Annotated in this window: 15 protein-coding genes; 9 read left to right on the top strand and 6 right to left on the bottom strand. The window is 39.5% G+C overall.

Annotation, left to right across the window (positions count from 1 at the left end; genetic code table 11):
- Positions 1-158: 158 nt before the first annotated feature.
- Together G8761_RS05385 and G8761_RS05380 are read right to left on the bottom strand one after the other, a co-directional pair.
- Complete coding sequence (locus G8761_RS05385) at positions 159-3,113, bottom strand: DEAD/DEAH box helicase (RefSeq protein ID WP_166024861.1); 2,955 nt, start codon at positions 3,111-3,113, stop codon at positions 159-161.
- Positions 3,106-4,731 (bottom strand): SWIM zinc finger family protein, encoded by a 1,626-nt coding sequence (locus G8761_RS05380; RefSeq protein WP_243449898.1) that lies wholly within the window; start codon positions 4,729-4,731, stop codon positions 3,106-3,108. The genes G8761_RS05385 and G8761_RS05380 overlap by 8 nt, the downstream gene beginning before the upstream one ends.
- 447 nt (positions 4,732-5,178) lie before the next feature.
- Between G8761_RS05380 and G8761_RS05375 the strand changes: the two genes are divergently transcribed.
- The 3 genes from G8761_RS05375 (at position 5,179) to G8761_RS05365 (ending at position 7,373) form a co-directional block, all read left to right on the top strand.
- Positions 5,179-5,376, top strand: coding sequence for a hypothetical protein (locus tag G8761_RS05375; RefSeq protein WP_166024427.1), 198 nt, complete (start codon positions 5,179-5,181; stop codon positions 5,374-5,376).
- Positions 5,377-5,589: 213 nt separating this feature from the next.
- Complete coding sequence (locus tag G8761_RS05370) at positions 5,590-6,225, top strand: 5-bromo-4-chloroindolyl phosphate hydrolysis family protein (RefSeq protein WP_166024425.1); 636 nt, start codon at positions 5,590-5,592, stop codon at positions 6,223-6,225.
- Entirely contained in the window at positions 6,225-7,373 is a 1,149-nt protein-coding gene (locus G8761_RS05365) for a toxic anion resistance protein (RefSeq protein ID WP_166024423.1), read from the top strand. Before G8761_RS05370 ends, G8761_RS05365 begins: the two co-directional genes overlap by 1 nt.
- Positions 7,374-7,541: 168 nt before the next feature.
- Here G8761_RS05365 and G8761_RS05360 read toward each other — a convergent pair whose 3' ends face one another.
- The 3 genes from G8761_RS05360 to G8761_RS05350 form a co-directional block, all read right to left on the bottom strand.
- Complete coding sequence (locus G8761_RS05360) at positions 7,542-8,324, bottom strand: hypothetical protein (RefSeq protein WP_166024421.1); 783 nt, start codon at positions 8,322-8,324, stop codon at positions 7,542-7,544.
- Entirely contained in the window at positions 8,321-8,788 is a 468-nt protein-coding gene (locus G8761_RS05355) for an RNA polymerase sigma factor (RefSeq protein ID WP_420800229.1), read from the bottom strand. The genes G8761_RS05360 and G8761_RS05355 overlap by 4 nt, the downstream gene beginning before the upstream one ends.
- Positions 8,789-9,033: 245 nt before the next feature.
- Positions 9,034-9,642, bottom strand: a complete 609-nt coding sequence (locus tag G8761_RS05350; protein WP_166024417.1) for an NUDIX hydrolase — start codon at positions 9,640-9,642, stop codon at positions 9,034-9,036.
- Positions 9,643-9,859: 217 nt separating this feature from the next.
- On the opposite strand from G8761_RS05350, the gene G8761_RS05345 reads away from it, so the two are divergent.
- The 5 genes from G8761_RS05345 to G8761_RS05315 all read left to right on the top strand — a co-directional run bounded on the left by G8761_RS05345 (position 9,860) and on the right by G8761_RS05315 (position 18,601).
- Complete coding sequence (locus G8761_RS05345) at positions 9,860-10,759, top strand: CPBP family glutamic-type intramembrane protease (RefSeq protein ID WP_166024415.1); 900 nt, start codon at positions 9,860-9,862, stop codon at positions 10,757-10,759.
- Between the two features lie 23 nt (positions 10,760-10,782).
- Positions 10,783-11,691: a Gfo/Idh/MocA family protein gene (locus G8761_RS05340; protein ID WP_166024413.1), complete on the top strand. Its 909-nt coding sequence runs from the start codon at positions 10,783-10,785 to the stop codon at positions 11,689-11,691.
- A gap of 272 nt (positions 11,692-11,963) precedes the next feature.
- Positions 11,964-12,119 carry a YwzD family small protein gene (locus G8761_RS05335; protein WP_166024411.1) on the top strand — a complete coding sequence of 52 codons (156 nt, stop codon included), beginning with the start codon at positions 11,964-11,966 and terminating at the stop codon, positions 12,117-12,119.
- Positions 12,120-12,332: 213 nt separating this feature from the next.
- Entirely contained in the window at positions 12,333-14,147 is a 1,815-nt protein-coding gene (locus G8761_RS26800; protein ID WP_207789104.1) for an N-acetylmuramoyl-L-alanine amidase, read from the top strand.
- A 389-nt stretch (positions 14,148-14,536) separates the two neighbouring features.
- Positions 14,537-18,601 (top strand): bifunctional 2',3'-cyclic-nucleotide 2'-phosphodiesterase/3'-nucleotidase, encoded by a 4,065-nt coding sequence (locus G8761_RS05315; RefSeq protein WP_166024409.1) that lies wholly within the window; start codon positions 14,537-14,539, stop codon positions 18,599-18,601.
- A gap of 54 nt (positions 18,602-18,655) precedes the next feature.
- Here the strand turns inward: G8761_RS05315 and G8761_RS05310 are convergent, their stop codons facing one another.
- On the bottom strand, positions 18,656-19,186 hold the full coding sequence (locus G8761_RS05310) for a L,D-transpeptidase (protein ID WP_166024407.1): 531 nt from the start codon (positions 19,184-19,186) through the stop codon (positions 18,656-18,658).
- A 523-nt stretch (positions 19,187-19,709) separates the two neighbouring features.
- Here G8761_RS05310 and G8761_RS05305 point away from each other — a divergent pair.
- Positions 19,710-20,306 carry a DUF5317 domain-containing protein gene (locus G8761_RS05305; RefSeq protein ID WP_166024405.1) on the top strand — a complete coding sequence of 199 codons (597 nt, stop codon included), beginning with the start codon at positions 19,710-19,712 and terminating at the stop codon, positions 20,304-20,306.
- Positions 20,307-20,397 lie beyond the last annotated feature (91 nt).

Here is a 20,397-nt window from a genome sequence, read left to right as displayed (position 1 = left end):
CCACTGATGATTTGTGTGGAAGTGAGCTCTTTCAGAAGGCTAATTCGCCTGGAGGAAATAAAACAGCATAGTCTACTATAAGGATAAAAATGTTAATGATAAAGTAAAGAGATATTTTAACCAAAATTGTAGGCTGCCCAATATCGGACAGCCTATATTTATTTTAAATAAACCAAATCACGCAATTCATCTGTAGAAAGTTCAGTTATCCAGTTTTCACTCTGGATGATCTGATCATTAAGCGATTGTTTTTTCTCAAGCATAGCATCAATTTTTTCCTCAAGCGTTCCGGTACAGATCAGCTTGTGTACATGCACGAATCGCTGCTGGCCAATCCGGTAGGCACGGTCGGTAGCCTGGTTTTCAACTGCAGGGTTCCACCACCGGTCGTAGTGGATAACATGGTTGGCCGCTGTCAGGTTTAGACCAGTGCCGCCGGCCTTAAGCGAAAGTAGCAGGACAGGGAACTTGCGGGCCTGAAAAGCTTCAATCAATTCGTCACGCTTATGCTTTGGCATACTTCCATTCAGGAAAGGCACCTCAATCTTAAACTTCTTCTTTAACTGTGTTTTAATCATTTCACCCATACCGATATACTGAGTAAAAATTAGGCAGCTTTCATCCTGCTCAAGAACGGCATCAACCAAATCATCCAGCTTTTCCATCTTTGCCGAGCGTTCAAGCAGGTTTTGAGCTGGCTTTTCTTTTAGGTAGAGGGCCGGGTGATCGCAAAGCTGTTTCAGCCTACTTAACATTTGCAAAATAAGCCCCTTGCGCTCAAAGCCGGATAATTTTTCTATCTCAGCAAAGGTATCGCGGACAAGCTGTTCATAAAGGGAAGCCTGCTCAGCAGTAAGCGGGCAGTACTCTTTCTGTTCCTGCTTATCCGGCAGATTGAGGGCAACCTCTTCATCCTTCTTCGTCCGGCGAAGTAGGAAGGGCCGGATTAAAGACTGAAGCTCCTGAACCTTTTCCTTCTTTTCATCCTTCTCAATCGGAATAACAAAACGCTTCTGGAATTGGCCTAAGCTGCCTAGATATCCATGATTCGCAAAATCAAAGATGGACCAGAGTTCAGTAAGCCGGTTTTCCATCGGGGTTCCGGTCAGAGCAATATGATGTCGTCCTTTCAAATCACGTACAGCACGGGATTGCTTTGTACCTGCATTTTTAATATTCTGCGCCTCATCTATGGCAATAGAACTCCATTTAACCGACTGGAATTCATCTGAATCCAAATGGCTAAGCCCATACGAGGTGAGAACAACGTCTGCTGTCCTAACCCTTTCAATGAAATCTTCTTCCTTCAGACGGTTTGAGCCATAATGCAAATATACATCTAGATCAGGGGCAAATCGTTCTAATTCTTTTTGCCAGTTGCCGAGAACGGAGGTAGGGCAGATGATAAGCGCTCCCTTTACTTCCTCTTTCGAAGGGCTGGGCGCTGATTTCCTGCTGACGAAATCCTGTGTGTCTGCAGCTTCCACTTCGTGACCTGCTGCCATTTCCTCTACAATGGCTGTGCCACCCTTATCGGGTTGTTTTTCATTTTCCTTAACCGACAATAAATAAGAAATTAGCTGTACGGTTTTTCCAAGTCCCATATCATCAGCAAGCAGCGCACCAAATCCATACTGACGCAAAAACAACAGCCAGCTCATCCCAAAGTGCTGGTACGGGCGGAGTTCGCCATGAAAACTAGAGGGCACAGGCTGAAGCGGAATTTCACTTGTTTCCGACAGCTGCCTGATCATTTGCTTCCACTGGCGGTTCATCTCGATTTGAATCTTGGCAAAGGCTTTTGGATTTTCAAGCTCATCCTCTGATCCAGTGCCTTCTGAAAGCTCCTGCTCCAGAAGATCGCGTACCTGGAGGCCTTCTTTTTCAGCTTTTTTCATCACTTCCTGAATTTGGCGGATAAACTGCGGATCAAGCTTCACCCAGCGGCCGCGAATATACACAAGACGCCGCTTTTCCTCAACAAGGGAATGAAACTCATCTTCTGACAAATCCACACCATTCATCGAAAAGCGCCAGTTAAAATCAAGCATGGCCTGAAGTCCTACAAACGAAGGTCGGTGGCTTGCAGTGCCTCTAAGGGAGGCCTTCACCTTCAGGTTGGCAGTCTTCATTACTTGCCACCAGCCGGGAAGGAGTATTTCAACATCAAGAGCCACAAGTGTTTCACTTGCTTCGGTTAAAAAGATCCACGCTTCTTCCTCTGTGAGCGATTCCTTAAGCCGGCCATAGGTACCAAGCCAAGGGATCAGACGAACCCATCGTTCTTTCTCCCGCTCCACGTCATCGGCAAATTCCTTCCAGGCAGCTGGCCGCTTTTTATCATCAGAGACGTATACCTGGTCCGGCTTTTTCTTGCTGCGCAAAAATACCTCAAGCAGCCAGAATCCCTCGCCATCTTCTGGTTCATTCAGCCGAAGACCAATAGTAAAGGGGAGAGGACTCTCTTTAATTCCAACCCATTCAAGCCAGCTATTCTCATCAAAAAATTGTGAAAGCTCTGCTGCAGGAATTTTTTGTTCCTTCAAAAGACGCAGCTTTGGCCCAAATGCATTCTTCATTTCAGGATTGCGCGTTAAATAGGAATCCAGCGCATCATTATACAGCGATGAAATAAAGCTGGCCACCGTACGGTCCGCCTCATCTTCAGAATCACCGTCCGATAGAGTCTGTTTCCAAAAGGATCCATCAAATTCATCCTTAACCCGCTCGGGGAGCTGCCAGCGAAATTCTCCATCCTCCATCGCGGCAAAATCGGGGAGCCAGTCTTTTTCAACGATTCCTTCATAAAGAGCGTGACTAGCAGCAAGGCATACTTCAGCGTCTTCACTCCAGTCCCAGGTAACAAACCGGTTGAACGATTCACGGGAAAACAGCGAAACAAGCTGCCAGCCATTAACAATAACGCCTTCAACCCCATTGACCTTCCCGAACTCAAGCATCGTTCCATAATAACTTTCCTCGTGCCGGCTGAACAAAAGATTCTTCCATTGGCTGGGCTCAATCATATGCCCGTCCTCATCCTTGGCCCATAATAAATAAAGATTATCCTCAAGCGACATAATATCCAGTTTGAAAAATTTTGTACTAAGCATCAATCAGCTTGCTCCTTTGGCATTCTTCCTGAAAAGCGCGCAGCCGTTTCGTCCGCTCCAAAAGACTGTCAAAAAAGAATTGCCAGTCATCCAGGCGCTTTTGTTTTTTATACATCGTCCTGAGCTTCTTCAACCGACGAACCGCACGCCGGTAGCTTTGGCGGTTTTTTAAATCAATCTGCTGCTGGGCATTTTGATGAAGGAGGCTCATCAGCACCTCCGGCATTTCTTTTTCTATCACCTTCAGCCTCTCGGAAGGAAGCTGATCCAAATCATATCCAAGGAAGGCCTGAAGCTCGCCCCATTTTTCATATTGCCCCTGTTCAAACAGTTGGCGCTCGTACTCCCGATAACTAAAAGGCATCATTTGCAGCATCGCACGCTCATATAAATCCTGTCGGTCAGTAGCCTCGCAGAATGGCGAAATGGCCTTTAAGGACATTTTAGTAAAACTCATTGTTCCATAATAATTAAGTTCGTCCATATATCTCTTTATCTTTTGAATAAACAACTCCACAACCGGCTCAGCCCGGTCCCAGGCTTTTTGGCTTGTAAACCAATTAATCCAGTATAAAAGATATGGAACAGCTTCTGTCCCCTTAATAGCTTCAATCAAGCCAAGTGCCTTTTCATCCCGCTGGAGCACAAAATTAATATGGACTCCTGCAATCATTAATGGCAGAGGATTTTGCCAATCAAGCACATTTTCAAAGCTCACCCGGATTTTTTCAAGCTCATCCTCACGCCAAGACTTCTTTTTAAAAAGATGCGTCCAAAGAAGGCGGTATAAGTAAATCCTCTCATAAACAAGGTCATCATTTGGTGCCAGCAGAGAAAATGCTTCATCCTTCAGCTTCTCAATAAACTCATCAAAAGCAAATGGCATCGCCTGCACTCCAAGTCTGTGAACAAGAGACTCCGCTTCATCCAAGAGCTGGGAAAACATATTTTCATAAGTCTCACGGAGTGAAGTACCTGCAGGTCCCATTTCCCCGCACAGTTCGGCCAGACGTCGGAACGAATACACAGAAGCCACCAGCTCATACAAAAGCTTCCATTCCTGCTCAATCGGAGCACCTGCACGAATACGCCGCATATAAATCTTGAAAAGCTCTGCTACTATATAAAGATTAGAAGAATTTTTCGACAGCACAATCTCCTTGAAACTCTCCTCAAAGGACTCTATCCATCTGGTATAATCAGGCTTCAAAATTCCGTTCGCCTTAATAAGGTCCTTCGCCTTCTGGATCCCCAGCGTTGTCAGCACATTCTTCTCCTTAACCGGCCTCCGCCATGTATCCATCCACGCAGCCACACTCGCCTCACGTGAATACACACTGAAAAACACCGAGAGCTGATGGCGGCACAAATCGTCACCAGGACAGGAACAGCTGCTCATATCCAAGAAAGTAAGATCAAGCACCACTTTAGCCGGCATTACATCCTGAACCGTCGCCTTAACTTCATCCTCATCAATCCAATCAATCTTCACCAGGCCCTGGCGGTACAGCATCAATCCTTTCTGAACCAGCCGTGCATCCTCCTCAGCCTCAGGCCGCAGCTTCTCCATCACCCATTCCGACATCGCCCGGACATAACCACTAGCAGGCATCGACATCTCCGTCAAAACCTCCTTTTATAAAAATGAACTCAAAAACAGGCTGAAACCAGCCAATCTATCAGAAACCAATATCACTCACAATAAATGTTTATCCTCATTACGCAGCATTCCACGCTCATATTCAGCTTCTTAAAACAAAGCCCAGCGCCGCCACGCTTAAAAAACCATATTCTAATATTATACCCAATTTCCAGCCATAATAGGAGTCCTACTGCATTTTTAACACAAACAAAGCCGGCTTGGTTTTGCAAACGGGGATTTTCCTTTTGTTGTTAATTATCAATATATACCTAAAAATCAAGTAAACTGTCGGTATTTTATTATTAGCAAAGTAGAAATAGCGACAACTACTTAATGAACTTTGAGATATGATATGTTAGGACTAGTTTATCGTTTACCTGCATGGGAATACTATAATTATTGAAACCTTAAAGGGGTGTTAACATGGCATGGATTGTTAGAAACGCTGCACTGATGTGTCTTGTTGTAATATCTGCTACTATTTGGGATCTTATTGTATTCCCCGGAAATTCCAAAGCTTTGTTCATGACATGGGGCTTTGCATATATAATTTGGTCATTAGAATGTGTTTTATATTTCTGCACGGGCGTAATAAGAGAGAATTACAGGTTAGATATATAAAGAATAATTTTGAGGCGCATCTCTTCGAGGAGGCGCTTTTTTGATGGGGAAAATACGCCTCAAGTCTTAGTGTCTGTTACTATCTAGGTCTGTAGAAAATCCAAACCAACTGCAGTAAAATGGAAGTTAGAGGAATATCTTTAAATTGGGATGAAACGAAATTTTTAAATTCCTCGTATGTAATAAGGAAATTTTTTCAGGAGTCGATGTTCAATGAACCCGTTTTTATCGTTCCTAGTAAGAACGTTTATTACACTGCCAACAGCCTTTATTGTGTGGCTTATTAGCTTTTTTGCTTTTGATAAAACCTTCCTGCTGTCTTCAGGAATAGCGTTGGCAAGTGGTGCTATGATTTGGCTTCTCGTTTCAGCCGTAATGAAACGCCGATTCCTAAAAAAGCACGGTCTGACAAGAAGAGAATATAGGTATATAAAAAAGAACCTTGATGAAGCTAAACAAAAAATCAGCCGGCTGAACAAGACACTGTTTTCAATCAAGCAAATTACGTCATTAAAAGACAGGATCGACATTTTAAGGATGGTCCGAAAAATATATAGCATGACCAAGAGGGAACCGAAGCGTTTTTATGAAGCCCAAACCTTTTATTTTTCACATCTTGACACGGTGCTTGAACTAACAGAGAAATTTAACTTCCTATCTGGGCAGCCGACAAAAAACAGAGAGCTTGGCCAATCACTTAATGACACCCGACATCTTCTGGAGGAAATGAAGACAGTCATCGAGAATGACTTATATCAGGTGATCTCGGCTGATATTGAACATTTAAATTATGAAATGGATGTTGCCAAGCTTTCGATAAAACCTGATGAAACCAGGAGGTTAAAATAATGAACGAACCAAAAAACTTGATGGACGATATGTTAGCCGATCCTTTTGGTAATATAGATATTTTTAAAGAAGCAACGAAGCCCCAAGCTTCAAAGCCAACAAGATTAATTGACGTTATTCCTGAAGAAAACAAAGCCAAGGCCTACCAGCTTGCGGAGCAAATTGACCCAAAAAATCACCAGGCGATTATTACCTACGGAACCCAGGCCCAAGGTAAGCTCCTTTCCTTTTCCCACACCATGCTGGAACACGTTCAAAAACAGGATGTGGGGGAAATAGGGGAAATCATCAGCGACCTGATGAAAAGGCTGAATGAAATGAACCCTGATGAGCTTAGATCAGAAAAGCCGTCTTTTCTGGCAAGAATGTTTGGGAAAATATCGGACTCTATTCAGGAGGTTCTATCAAAGTACCAGAAAACAGGTGCTCAGATCGAACGGATCAGTGTAAAGCTAGATCGCAGCAAAAATGCCCTATTGTCCGATATCTCAATGCTGGAAAACCTTTATGAACACAACAAGGAATATTTCCATGCATTAAATATTTATATAGCGGCAGGGGAACTGAAGCTTGAGGAACTCTATGAAAAAACCATTCCTCAATTAAAAAAGGAAGCAGAAACCTCACAGGACCAGATGAAATTCCAGGAAGTTAATGATATGGTGCAGTTTGCTGATCGTCTCGACAAGCGATTGTATGACCTGAAGCTTAGCAGGGAAATTACAATTCAGAGCGCACCGCAAATACGCCTGATTCAAAACACAAATCAGGTACTCGTGGAAAAAATCCAGTCTTCGATTATGACAGCGATACCTCTATGGAAAAACCAGGTCGCCATTGCATTGACACTTATTCGCCAGCGCCATGCCATGAAAGCACAAAAGCAGGTATCGAAAACAACAAATGATCTCCTGCTGAAAAATGCTGAAATGCTGAAAACAAATACCATTGAAACGGCTCGTGAAAATGAGCGAGGACTTGTCGATATTGAAACATTGAAGAAAACACAGGAAAGCCTGATTTCCACTCTGGAGGAAACTTTAAGAATCCAGGAGGAAGGCCGCTCTAAAAGACGCCAGGCAGAAAACGATCTTGCTGTGATGGAGGAAGAGCTCCGTCAAAAGCTGCTTCATATTAAAGGGAACTAAAAGCTTGCACTTTTCTATAGGTTTATAAAAAAGTAAAACTCGCCCCAAAATGGCGAGTTTTCTTCATTATGACTTTTTATCAATTAGAATTAGACATAGCCTAAAGTTTTTTAAGAAATTCACTTCAAAAAAAACCTGTTCCATTTTTGTTAGACGTTTGTTTACATATTATTTTTGGTCACTTCCTATATTTTTAGGTTGAAGGGGTTGGTTTTCTAAAATGTTTTCTACCTCTTGATAACCCTCTGGAAATGCAAAGTTGTATCTAGCTGGAAGCGCGAAAACATATTCATTATTTTGTCCCAGCATTGTTGGACCGACAGGAGCTGCGCCAATATGAAATTCCCCCTTACTAAGTGAGGACCATTGATTGAGAGTAAAAATCATAATCGGGATATCTTGTCTCGGTTTTTCCTCCGTCCAATCAGGGTGTCTAATTGAAAGAATTTTACCATGTTCAATTAATTTGTTTTGTTGGTCCGAAGAAATACCATCCCAAGAATCCGTTAAAACTTTGTAACCCTCCCAACTTTTTGGTAACGTAAAGGAAAATCCATATTCTGTATTTTCATAAAGAATATTTTTTGTTAATTTATTATCAGTTTTGGTTTGATTATTCGCATCTTTATCATTTTTTCCTTTGTTTTTGTCTATTGTAGTAACTTTGTTATTTTGGTGCCCCTGTTTATTTGACCCGGTACTTGAAGGCTTATCCCCAATGAAAGGAATAGTAAGAACTGCGAATAACACGAAGGCAGCAAGACTTGCTAGACCAATAGAAATCCTTTTCATTAATCTGCCACTCCTCTTTTTCTTCTTATCAAATGAACTTGCAAGTTGTAATAGGTTTTCATGGATGGTATTCTGTGTTTCTTTAGAAAACTTTTTATCATAATCAGGTTCCGGTAATGATCGAATTTTTCTCTCTAAATCATGAAATTTATTTTTCATAGAGAAAATCCTCCTATACTTTTTTGTAGTGCCTTTAACGCACGATGATAGGTAATACGAACTTTATTTTCATTCCAATTTAGTATTGATGCTGTTTCAGATACAGAGAGTTCTTTAATCCCTCTAAGGATGACCACATCTCGATAATTTGCTTTTAAGGATTGGATTGAGTCATAAAGCAACCTGTTATTTTCATTTAGTTGGAGAATTTTCTCCGGCGTTTCCTTATCCGTTTCTTCATTCCAGAACTTAATCATTTGTTTCATCCTTAAACGCTTACTTTTTCTTATTTCATCTATCCCCACATTACGTGCAATCGAAAAAAGCCAGGTTTTAGGACTTGATTTTTCCTGAAAAGTATCAAAGCCCTTAATTGCTCGGATAAAAACTTCCTGTACCAGATCTTCCACATCACTTGAACCGATATAATAAACTAAAAAATGGTATATATCTTTGTTATACAAGTAGAACCACTCCGAAATTTTATTGCTAATCATCAGCTGGCCAACTCCATTTCCCCTCCGGTTTTTTATGCTCATACAATTAGTCGTATGAGTGCCACATACATTTCACATAGTACAAGGATTATTTAATATTTATTCTGTATATTAGGTTAATAAGATTACTTACGCCCTGTTAGTGCAATAAAATACGGAGCTTGATGTTACAAGCTCCGGAATGAGAAACATAGAATAATCATTTGAAGTAATTAATTATAGAGAAGTTGTATGGATGCTATTATCTTTTCAAAATAATTTTGATCATGTGGCACGAAGCAGTCTTTGCTGACAACTCTATCAACTGCAAACCTATTACCGCTGACAGTTTTAAATCCTTCAATTCGGATCCATTCCGCTTCCCCCATCCAAAAATCACAGAAATCCTCAAATTTAACTCTTACGATCCCGGCTACTTCCTCTTCCTGTAAAACAAAATCGTCCCAATCTATTTCCGCTTCATAGAGAAACACATTAGCAAACTCTTTATCAATCAAGTCACCCTGAATCATACTGTAACCAATAATACCGAGCGGGATGAGCTTTTCAAAGGGAACGTCTATACCAAGTTCCTCTTTAATCTCTCTGACTCCATCCTCGGCTGTTTCATCCGCCAAGAGGTGCCCTGCAGCGGTAATGTCCAGGAGGTTTGGATAATCCTTTTTTGTCTTACTCCTAAGCTGTAAATAGATATATTCTGCTCCTGGGCTGACAATCCAGCAATGGAAGGTTTCATGCCAGTAACCCAGCCTATGAACCTCATCCCTGCTGGCTACTCCAATTTCTTTGCGAACATCATTAAAAATTTTTAGCATTTCCATAATATGTACCTCGACATATAAATTTATTGTAAGGCAGATTCCATTTTATCCATTATAATAGAGAAAATGATCAAAGGGGAAAAAGCATGACAAGAATAGGAAAATGGGTTGTAGCCTGCCTGCTGTTTTTGCTCACCATTAACGGAATTGGAATCGCTGCAGTATATCTGTTGAACAGGTAGGAGACGGGAGACCGAAATTAGGGGGACTAACACTTTTGATTATAAAAGATTTAACACAGCCGTTATCAAAAAAGCTTTTGATTGCCATGTTGGCTATAACTGTCGGATCTGAAATAGTTCTTTTTTTAAGCCGATACAGCTTTTTGTTTAGTGCACTTTACGAGGCCATTATGGTAAGTTCGTTTTTTATTGGCTGGAAGCTTGCACCTAGACTGCATGGCGGAAAACTTCAACGTCTAACAAAAAAACAGCATATTCTTCAATTTTCAAAGGTATATGTAGTTTTTTATATCGGCAGTATGTTAATTAATATTTTTACTTCTACCGTATTTCAGGATTTTAACAATAACTATAGCCACTATGTGGACACCAGCAAGGAAATAGCAACCTTTACTTATGGTGGGGATGCAAACTTATCCAGCGAAGGAGACGTGTCGCCTGTATTTCAGTGGTTTGATACGGCCGGGTATGATTTTTATTCAAATGTTCTAGCAGGGCTTGAAGAGGTTTACCGTCTCTCGTATATGATTATCTTTCTATTAATACTTAAAAAGGTATTTCGACGAAAGTGGAAAACTGGACCAAGAGATATATTTCTAATGTTAGCTCTATTCATTAGTTCCTTCTTTTTTGGAGCAGGACATTCTCTTGATACGGAACAGAGCTGGCCAGTCACAATCGGCTCTGTGATCACGTTTACGGATATGGGACTTCTGCTTGGTTTGCTGCTTCTCTGGACGAAAAATCTTTGGCTGCTTGTAGTTGTTCATGCTTTGTATGACATAATTACAACTGTTTCATGGTATTATTTCGATTCGGCGGATTTTGTATTTGCGGCAGTTCTGTTTGGAGTTTATATTGTATTAAAAATACTGGAAAGAATTAAAACAAATAAAAAGATGGAAAACGAAACACAGGAAGTTTCCAACTTTTAAATCGGCAATAAAGGAGTAAAAAAATGTTGAAGATAGGTATTGTTGGTCTTGGAAATATTGCGCAAAAGGCTTATTTGCCTGTATACAGCCAAACTAAGAATGTGGAATTTCATCTCTATACACCCAATCAGGAAAAACTCTTAGAAGTCGGAGGTCAATACCGTTTTTTACACCTTCATACAAGTCTTGACTCCCTCATAAATGCAGGGATTAACGGAGTATTCGTACATTCATCGACAGTAACGCATGAAGAAATTATTGATAAGCTCTTGAAAAATAATATCCATGTATTTGTCGACAAGCCGATCACAAATGATTACATGAGTACTAAAAGACTGGTGGAATTAGCCGAGGAGCGCAATTTGATTTTAATGGCAGGCTTTAATAGAAGGTATACCCCCGCCTACAATCAATTAAAGGAAATCTCAGATTCCAATATGATCATCGTCCAGAAGAACCGCATCTCCAATCCAAAAGAAATAAGGAACGTTGTTTTTGATGATTTTATCCATGTGGTCGATACGATGAGATATTTGTTTCCTTATCCTATAGAAGATTTAAAGGTAAGCATCACAAAGAATAATAATCTGCTATCCCATATAGTGGTTCAGTTTACTTCTGATAAAGGCACAGCAATCGGTATTATGAACAGGGAGAGTGGTACAAACTTAGAAATGGCAGAGGTTATGAGCCCACTGGAAAAGAGAAGCGCTTATAATCTTTCTAAAGTTGTAATCTCAAAGGGGTTTGAGGAAACAGAAATCCGTTTTGGAGATTGGGAGACAACCTTGTCTAAACGTGGATTTGAACAAATGGTAGCTGACTTTATAGCATCAATAAGAAATCATACATCGCCAAAGATATCGGCAACAGAGGCACTGGAATCCCACAGAATATGTGAGTTGATTCTGAATAAAGTAGAAGATGATTAGGTTTTTTACCTGCAGATTAATAACCTGCAGGTTTTTTTATTAAACAGCGGCAATTCCGTATTTAGAAACCCACACCTTCAATGCCTAAAAACATAAAATAATATATGGTTTTGAATTAAATGGACACGGGTAACTTAAAGACTACTATCTTCAAATAAAATCAAGTTAGTTAGTCACAAAATATTTACAAACTATTGTTAGGAATATATTTACAATTGGTCTATAACTAACTAGAATAGACTAGATAGGATATCAAGAAAGGAGACGTGGAAGTGAACACGAAATCATCAGGAGATAAGGCAGGACAGCCTGACTACTCAGAAATTATTAAAAAAGCCTATGAAAAAGGCGTTAACGAGCAGGACATCACTCTTCAAGAAATGATTGAAAATATAAAATATGAATTAAAAAGTATAATGATAATCTAATAGATAAAAGGATAGAAGGCAATTTCCTTCTATCCTTTTAATTTGTATTAAATCCCCGAAAGTTTCCCTATTATGATAATTTTATATTAGCTTATAAAATTATAAATTTATCCAATAAAATGTAAAAATAAATCAAAAGCTGCCGATAAGAACAATATACTCTATTTCTATAAATTTTCTTGGAATAGAAATTAAAGTCAACGGAGGGAAAGTGTGAAAAAGTTTATTGTTTCATCTATGTTGGTTACAGCCACTCTGTTTCCTGTCCTAACTGATGCCGATTTGGCACCGAAAAATATTACCGTTCAGGCGGCAGCTCAAACTGCTACGGTCAATGCCTACGGTGTAAACATCCGAAAAGGGGCTGGCACAAACTATCCCATAGTAAACAAACTATCAAAAGGGCAAAGGATAGAAATTTCAGGAAGTACAAAAAACAGCAGGGGAGAAACATGGTATAGCATCCGCTTTTCCGGTAAAAGCGGCTGGATTATATCAAACTATGTCTCCAGATCTTTTGTTAGTACTGCAGTTACCACTCCTCCAAAACCGGCAGCGCAGGCTCTAACCCAAAGCGGTGTAATCAACGCTTCATCATTAAATATCCGTAAGGGCCCTAGCACAACCTACTCAGTCACTACAACAGTATCGAAAGGGCAAAAAGTTGAAATTGCATCAAGCAGCAAAAATAGTAAGGGTGAAATCTGGTTTAATGTTAAATTCTCTGGCAAATCAGGCTGGGCATTATCAAAATATGTAACAAAAACTGTAGCGCCAGCAAAACCGACAGTTCCAGCAAAACCGGCAGTTCCAGCAAAACCGGCAGTTCCAGCAAAACCGGCAGTTCCAGCAAAACCGGCAGTTCCAGCAAAACCAGCAGTTCCAGCAAAACCAGCAGTTCCAGCGGTACCGGCAAAACCAGCTACCCCTACTCCAGTGCAAAATGGAGTTATTAATGCTACATCCTTATATGTCAGAAAGGGTCCTGGCACAACGTATTCAGTTCTCACAACGGTTTCAAAGGCTCAAAAGGTTGAAGTCGTATCAACTAACAAAAACAGCAAGGGCGAGACCTGGTTTAATATAAAATTTTCCGGTAAAAGCGGCTGGGTACTATCTAAATATGTAACAATAACACCCGCGCCAACTGCAGTCAAACCAACACCAGCTCCTGTTGCAGCAAAAAGCATAACATCGCCACAGATAGTTAGCTCTGGAAAAGATACATATTTGAATTGGACAAAGCTTACCAATTTTAGTTTTAAATATACTACTTCTGCTAATCAGCTGACTCTAAAGCAGGGATTTACCGCTGTTCAGCTCCCAGCTGTAAAGGTAAAGGGAATAAAAGAAATCAAAACGGTTCAAGCAAGCTCCACTGAAAAATCTGTGGTCATAACATTTGAACCTGGTTATACCTTTACACTGCGTAACTACAGCAACAAGGTTTCATTGAAGGTCATTCCAACAGGGCTTTTAGGAAAAAAGATTATTATTGACGCCGGACATGGCGGCAAGGATACTGGGGCAATCGGTCCAACTGGATACCGGGAAAAGGATGCCACTCTGGCCATATCGCTTGCACTTCAAAAAGAGCTGCAAAAAGCAGGAGCTATTGTGACATTAACAAGAAGCACAGATATTTTCCTTGAGTTATCCGAGAGGACAGCCATCTCTAATAAATCTGATTATGATGCCTTTGTGTGTATCCATGCTGACTCTTTTACAACGGAATCAAAGGGGACAACAACCTACTATAATTCAACACTGAATTTTAATGGACCAAAGAGTATTACCCTTGCAAGTAATGTTCAAAAGAACCTTATTGGAACTGTTAAAACCTACGACAGGGGAATTAAAGAACAAGATTATTACGTAAATAGAATGAATGAACTTCCTAGTATTCTGGTAGAGACTGCCTTTATTTCAAATCCAACTGAAGAAGCTTTACTAAAAAGTCCTTCATTCCGGCAGAATACAGCTGTTGGTATACGTAAAGGTCTGGAAAGCTACTTTATAAAGCTTTAATACCATTTAGTCACTTAGCATCATCCCACAGGGATGGTGCTTTTATCTTGTAGAAAAATGAAAGAAATAGTAGATAACTTTACGTTACTTTTACCTATCATTAACTTTATTCGACAGTATTAGTAATACGCTTATCGTAAAATTAGGATGACTTTCAAGAAGGGGGAGAATAATACTAGTTTTTAGTGTTAAAGGAGTGGTTCTAAAGATTCAAAAATTGAAATCTCGGAAAATTACCTTTATTACTAATAATTTAGAAATATATAATGATAGAGGTGATTTCACCGAAATGCTCTATTAATCATTGAGTATGGGAGAATACATATCTCTGAAAAAAGATTTGGGGCAAAAAGCAAGAATCCAATTTGAAAGGATGAGTGTTAAACCGAATGAAAAAAAAGAATTTCGGTAAGTTTAGCAAAATCACTGCAACAGCACTGCTGTTTAGTACGATTGCCTCACCTCTTGTCCCATACAACGCTAAGAAAGCATCCGCTGCAGGTGAAAACACTGCAACGCTTCGAATCCTGGAGACGACAGATCTTCACGATAACGTAATGGCTTATGATTATTATCAGGATACTGATAAAGGCATAAACTATGGTTTATCGAAAACAGCCACACTTATTCAGCAAGCAAGATCTGAAAAAGCAAATTCCATGCTCTTTGATGCCGGGGATTTACTTCAAGGCAATCCAATGGCTGATTATGTAGCAAAAGTAAAACCAATTACGGAAAACGATACTCATCCAATGTTTAAAGCTATGAAACTATTAAACTATGATGCTGGTATAGTTGGAAACCATGAATTCAACTATGGGTTAGGTTTTCTTAATACCGCATTAAAAAATGCCCCTTATCCTATAGTGAACGCAAATATTTATGTTGATGATCACGATAGCGACCCAACAAACGATAAAAACTATTTTACTCCTTATCAAATTTTAGATAAACAAATTACAGATGATAGTGGAAATACTTCAACCGTTAAGGTAGGAGTTATCGGTTTTGCACCACCACAAATCCTTCAATGGGATAAAGATAATCTTCAAGGCAAAGTTATAGTAAAAGATATAGTCCAAACGGCAAATAAATATGTACAAAAGATGAAAGAGGACGGGGCTCAGGTTATTGTAGCTATCGCCCACTCCGGTTGTGACGTTACAAATGACGGGCAGCAGGATGCAGAAAATGCAGTCTTCTCATTAAGTAAGGTAGATGGCATTGATGCCCTTCTTTTTGGACACGCGCATTATAATTTCCCAGGTGGAAAAGAGTTTCACCAAGGCAGTAATTTAAACAATCCTGACCTTCCAGGATTGAATAACACCCAAGGAACAATCAACGGCACACCGGCAGTAGAAGCTGGTTATTGGGGAAACAACCTTGGCGTTATGGATCTTGCTCTTGTTAAAAACGCTGATGGCAAATGGACAGTTGATAAAACAAACTCTAAGTCCGTAGACCGTCCTGTTACTACAACAACACCTACAGACTCTGCAATCGTTGATGCTGTAAAAACAGAGCATGAAGGAACACTTGCTTATGTTCGTGGGAAAATTGGAGAAACAACAGCTCCAATGAACTCTTATTTTTCCCGTGTAATGGATGACCCAACAATCCAAATCGTCAATAATGCACAAACGGACTACGTAAAGAATTGGATTTCAACTAATCGTCCTGATCTAAAAGATATACCTGTCATATCTGCAGGTGCGCCTTTCAAAGCTGGCCGCCAGGGAGCAGGTGATTATACAAATATCGCAAAAGGTGATCTTTCAATAAAGAGTGCCAATGACCTTTATTTGTACAATAATACACTTAAAGCAGTTGAACTAACAGGTGCACAGGTAAAAGAATGGCTTGAAATGTCTGCTTCACAGTTCAATCAAATTGATCCTAATAATTCTAATGCACAAGAATTAATAGATTATGGATTCCAGCCATATAACTTTGACGTTATTGATGGAGTAAAATATCAAATTGATGTTACCCAGCCAGCAAGATATAACTATTTAACTGGTGATGTGAAAAATGCTGATGCTCACCGCATCATTAAATTTACAGACGTGAATGGAAATCCTATTGACCCTAATCAAAAATTCATTGTTGCAACGAATAACTACCGTGCTTCTGGTGGTGGGAACTTCCCAGGAACAAAAGGTGGAAATGCCGAGGTTGTTGTTGATTCCCCATATGAAAACCGTCAGATTTTGATGGATTATATTAAATCTCAAAAAGTAGTTAATCCATCTGCGGATAACAACTGGAAAATCGCACCGATTAACGGAGCAGCAAAAACCTTAACATTCAAATCAACGCCTGCAGCAAAAGATGTTCTGTCTTCAACTCCAAATGTAAAAGATGCTGGAATATTATCAGATGGTATTTTTGAGCAATACACTTTAGACCAAAATGTATATGTTCAATTATTAGGTATTAACGACTTTCATGGACAGTTGGACTATTCAACAAAGGTTGGCGGAAGACTAATTGGCGGTATTGAATATTTAGCTTCTTATTTAAAACAAAGAGAAGCAACAAATCCAACTAATACCTTAATGGTAGAAGCAGGAGACCTGATTGGTGCAAGTCGTCCGGTATCTGCATTGCTTCAAGATGAGCCTACTGTCCGCTTTATCAATGAACTGGGCTTCGATGTAGGTACACTTGGAAATCATGAGTTTGATGAAGGCGTTACAGAGCTTAAACGGATGATTTATGGGGGAAGCAATCCGAAAACGGATGAATATAATAAAAAGTATGGAGATTACAAGGGGACAGATTTCCCTGTCGTTGCTGCTAACGTTGTAGAAGACAGCACCGGAAAACTGTTACTACCTCCATATGCTATTAAAGAGGTAAACGGAGTTAAAATTGGCTTTATTGGTGTTGTAACAACAGAAACACCAAGTATTGTAACTCCGAGTGGTGTGGCAGGAGTAAGTTTCACAGATGAAAAAGAAGCAATTAACAAATATGCAGATGAACTGGATAGCAAGGGAGTTAAAGCTATTGTAGTTCTTGCACATGACCCTGGAACTTCTGCAACCGATGGCAGTAACCCAACAGGTAAAGTAGTGGATATGGCACGGAATATTAATGACAAAGTTGACGTTATCTACGGTGCTCATGACCATAAATACCTTAACTCAACAGTTAATGGAAAACTGCTAGTTCAATCTTATTCTTATGGAACAGCATTTTCTGATGTTGATTTAACAATTGACCCAATCACACAGGATATTGTGTCCAAAAAGGCAGAAGTAGCTAGTACTTTCCAGGACAGCATTACGGCTGATGCAAAAATTAAAGCAGAGCTTGATGGCTATAAGGCAGATATTGCTCCAATTACAGAACAGGTAGTTGGCCAGGTAGCAGCTCCAATCACTCGTACAACAAATGCTGCTGGTGAATCTCCAATGGGTAACCTGATTGCCGATGGAATGCGCGATGCAACTGGAACTGACTTTGCATTCATGAATGTTGGCGGAGTCCGTGATGAAATTAAAGCTGCAGGCGACATCAAATGGGGAGACCTGTTTGCCATCCAGCCATTTGGAAACGATATCGTAACGATGAAAATTACAGGTGATCAAGTAAGAACACTACTTAACCAACAATGGTCGCCAACGTCTTATGCTAAGATTATGCAAATTTCCGGCTTGAAGTATACCTGGTCTGATAATTTGCCAATCGGTCAAAAGGTATTGGATATTTATCTTCCAAACGGGCAGAAAATTGATCCGAATGCAGTTTACTCTGTAACAGTCAATAACTTTATGGCTGACGGTGGTGATGGATTCACCATCCTGAAAAGTGGTACAAACCGGGTAACTCAGATGACCGATCTGGATGCATTAATAAGCTATATCAAAAAACAAATTGCTCCAATTTCTGCACAAATTGAAGGAAGAATCACACTTGATAATGTAGCACCTGATGCTCCAAAGGTTGATGAAGTGACTGATCAGTCTACATCTGTAAAAGGCACTACTGAAGCAGGTGCAACAGTAAAAATTAAAGTTGATAGTACAGTTATTGCAACTGGAACAGCATCAGAGAATGGTACCTTTGAAATTAGCATTGATAAACCAAAAGCAGGAACTGTCCTAGCAGTTACAGCTACAGACAAAGGTAACAATGAAAGTGCGGCAACAACTGTAACTGTAAAAGACGTTACTCCTCCGCAAGTACCAGATGTTGATCCAATCACTCATAAGGATATGGTGATCACAGGTAAAGCAGAAGCTGGTTCTCATGTTGTTATTACAGACGGTAAGAAATTAAACATGAATGTAGTAACAGATGAAAAGGGTATTTTTACCGCTAAACTTAGTGAATTCATTAAGCAAAACACATATGTAACTCTCTATTCTTATGATGATGCTGGTAATAAAAGTGAGAAAGTAACAGTGATTGTTGGGAAGATATACGGACCGACGAACAAATGATGAATATTAAAAAAAGCCTCATTCTCCAATGCGGAGAGTGAGTCTTTTTATGTTCTATTTACGAGCAACTGTTTTTTTTATATATGGCGAAGCAATTACTGCGAAAGAACTTCTGGAAGTAGTAATAACAACCTTAGTACCTTTTTGAACTCTGCTAAAAAGCTCCCGGACATCTTTATTATGCATCCGGATACAGCCACCGGAGACATATTTGCCAATTGAACGCTCATTATTCGTTCCATGTATACCATACGGATATGAACCATGCTCATTGGCGCTTAAACCCATCCATCTGTCCCCAAGAGGATTCCTCGGATCTCCGCCTTTGATTTTTAGTTTGTAGTAAGGGCGGTTTACAATCTTTTCCCTAATAAAAAAGGAACCCTCAGGTGTTAATTTAGAAGTTTTGCCTGTTCCAACGGGATAAGTTTTGATCAACTTCCCATTTTCAAAGAACGCAACCTGGTTAACCTTTTTATTAATTAATAATAATTGGCTTTTCTGGACAGCAGCCTCACTATTGTGTGGCTGAACCAATAAACCGAAAAGCATGGGCAGCGTTATTAAAAGTATTCTAATCTTCATTTTTAATCCCCCTTTGTCCTAATTATCTATAAGACGCACAAAAATGGAAAATGTTTCATGTTAACTATTCTCAATTTTTTGACTTGTTTCTACACATTCCTGGCTTTTTCATCTAAGTAGGAGAAAAATACAAGATTTGAGAAGATTAATTTGTCTCTTAAAATCGAGTTTTGTTGTTCTTTATCAAGAGCATTTTCTTTATTTTTGTTCTATTTAATAATAGAATTGTTCTATAAAATGAACAGATGGATTACAAAAATGCCATTAATTTATATGAAGGAAATCCGTACTCCATTATCACTTTTCTGAATTAAGCTATTCCGATGCTCGGAAGGACACTTATACATAAAGATGGGAGAACAGCCTCGAAGAAGACTTTTTAGTAATAATTAATAATTTTTAAAATTTTATTATTTTTTAGGCAAGCCTATTAAACTTTTAAAAAAATAGACGAAATAAATAGTACAAGAACAAATTACATAATTTAACTCAAGAAAATTACCTAATGTTTGGTGGTTGGTATATGGTTTTTGACGGGATTATTTTCTCAATAATCATAGGCTTTTTTAGAAAAGGAAGTTTACGCTCTTTTGCTACGTTAAAGTTTAAGTGGGGATGGATGTTCCCGTTGCTTCTGGCAATCGAACTTCTGGTATTCCTATTTCAAAATGATAGTAAATTACTGGGACAGACTAGCGGAGCGATTTATATGCTTGTTTATGTTGTTGGACTAATATTTCTAATGGCCAATCGGAAAAAAGAGGGTTTTACGGTCATTTTCATAGGAGTTTTTCTAAATTTCCTAGTAATGATAGTAAATGGGGGAAGGATGCCAGTTTCTGGTGAAGCCGCAACAGTCCTTAGCCCGGAATACATTCAGTACCTCAAAAACGGGCATTACGCTAAACACCAGCTTATGACAGAATCAGCACATCTAAAATTTTTAGGAGACATTATACCATTATCAAAACCTTATCCGCGAACTCAGATAATCAGCATTGGTGATGTTGTGATGAACATAGGAGTTTTTTTATTCATCCAAAATATAATGGTTGGCAGGCGGAATGAAAATAATAACACGAGAAAATCCCTTTCCCTTAAAGGAGGTGAAGCAAAATGAAAAACGAGCAAAAAAATGGTATCAAATTAACTTCTATCCTTTACAATGCTATCATTATCGGTTCTATAATTATTGCTTTAACTTCTGGTTA

Origin of the sequence: Neobacillus terrae (assembly GCF_011393025.1) — a bacterium.
Lineage (GTDB): Bacteria > Bacillota > Bacilli > Bacillales > Cytobacillaceae > Neobacillus_A > Neobacillus_A terrae.
The sequence above is the reverse complement of the archived record's forward strand: the minus strand, read 5'-3'. Positions and strand labels throughout refer to the sequence as shown.

Bases quoted from the DNA above. Each gene is read 5' to 3' on its own strand.
- G8761_RS05350 (WP_166024417.1), bottom strand. From the start codon at position 9,642: ATGGAAATGCTAAAAATTTTTAATGATGTTCGCAAAGAAATTGGAGTA.
- G8761_RS05310 (WP_166024407.1), bottom strand. From the start codon at position 19,186: ATGAAGATTAGAATACTTTTAATAACGCTGCCCATGCTTTTCGGTTTA.
- G8761_RS05305 (WP_166024405.1), top strand. From the start codon at position 19,710: ATGGTTTTTGACGGGATTATTTTCTCAATAATCATAGGCTTTTTTAGA.
- G8761_RS05360 (WP_166024421.1), bottom strand. From the start codon at position 8,324: ATGAAAAATAAATTTCATGATTTAGAGAGAAAAATTCGATCATTACCG.
- G8761_RS05375 (WP_166024427.1), top strand. From the start codon at position 5,179: ATGGCATGGATTGTTAGAAACGCTGCACTGATGTGTCTTGTTGTAATA.
- G8761_RS05365 (WP_166024423.1), top strand. From the start codon at position 6,225: ATGAACGAACCAAAAAACTTGATGGACGATATGTTAGCCGATCCTTTT.
- G8761_RS05340 (WP_166024413.1), top strand. From the start codon at position 10,783: ATGTTGAAGATAGGTATTGTTGGTCTTGGAAATATTGCGCAAAAGGCT.
- G8761_RS05380 (WP_243449898.1), bottom strand. From the start codon at position 4,731: ATGTCGATGCCTGCTAGTGGTTATGTCCGGGCGATGTCGGAATGGGTG.
- G8761_RS05385 (WP_166024861.1), bottom strand. From the start codon at position 3,113: ATGCTTAGTACAAAATTTTTCAAACTGGATATTATGTCGCTTGAGGAT.
- G8761_RS05370 (WP_166024425.1), top strand. From the start codon at position 5,590: ATGAACCCGTTTTTATCGTTCCTAGTAAGAACGTTTATTACACTGCCA.
- G8761_RS05315 (WP_166024409.1), top strand. From the start codon at position 14,537: ATGAAAAAAAAGAATTTCGGTAAGTTTAGCAAAATCACTGCAACAGCA.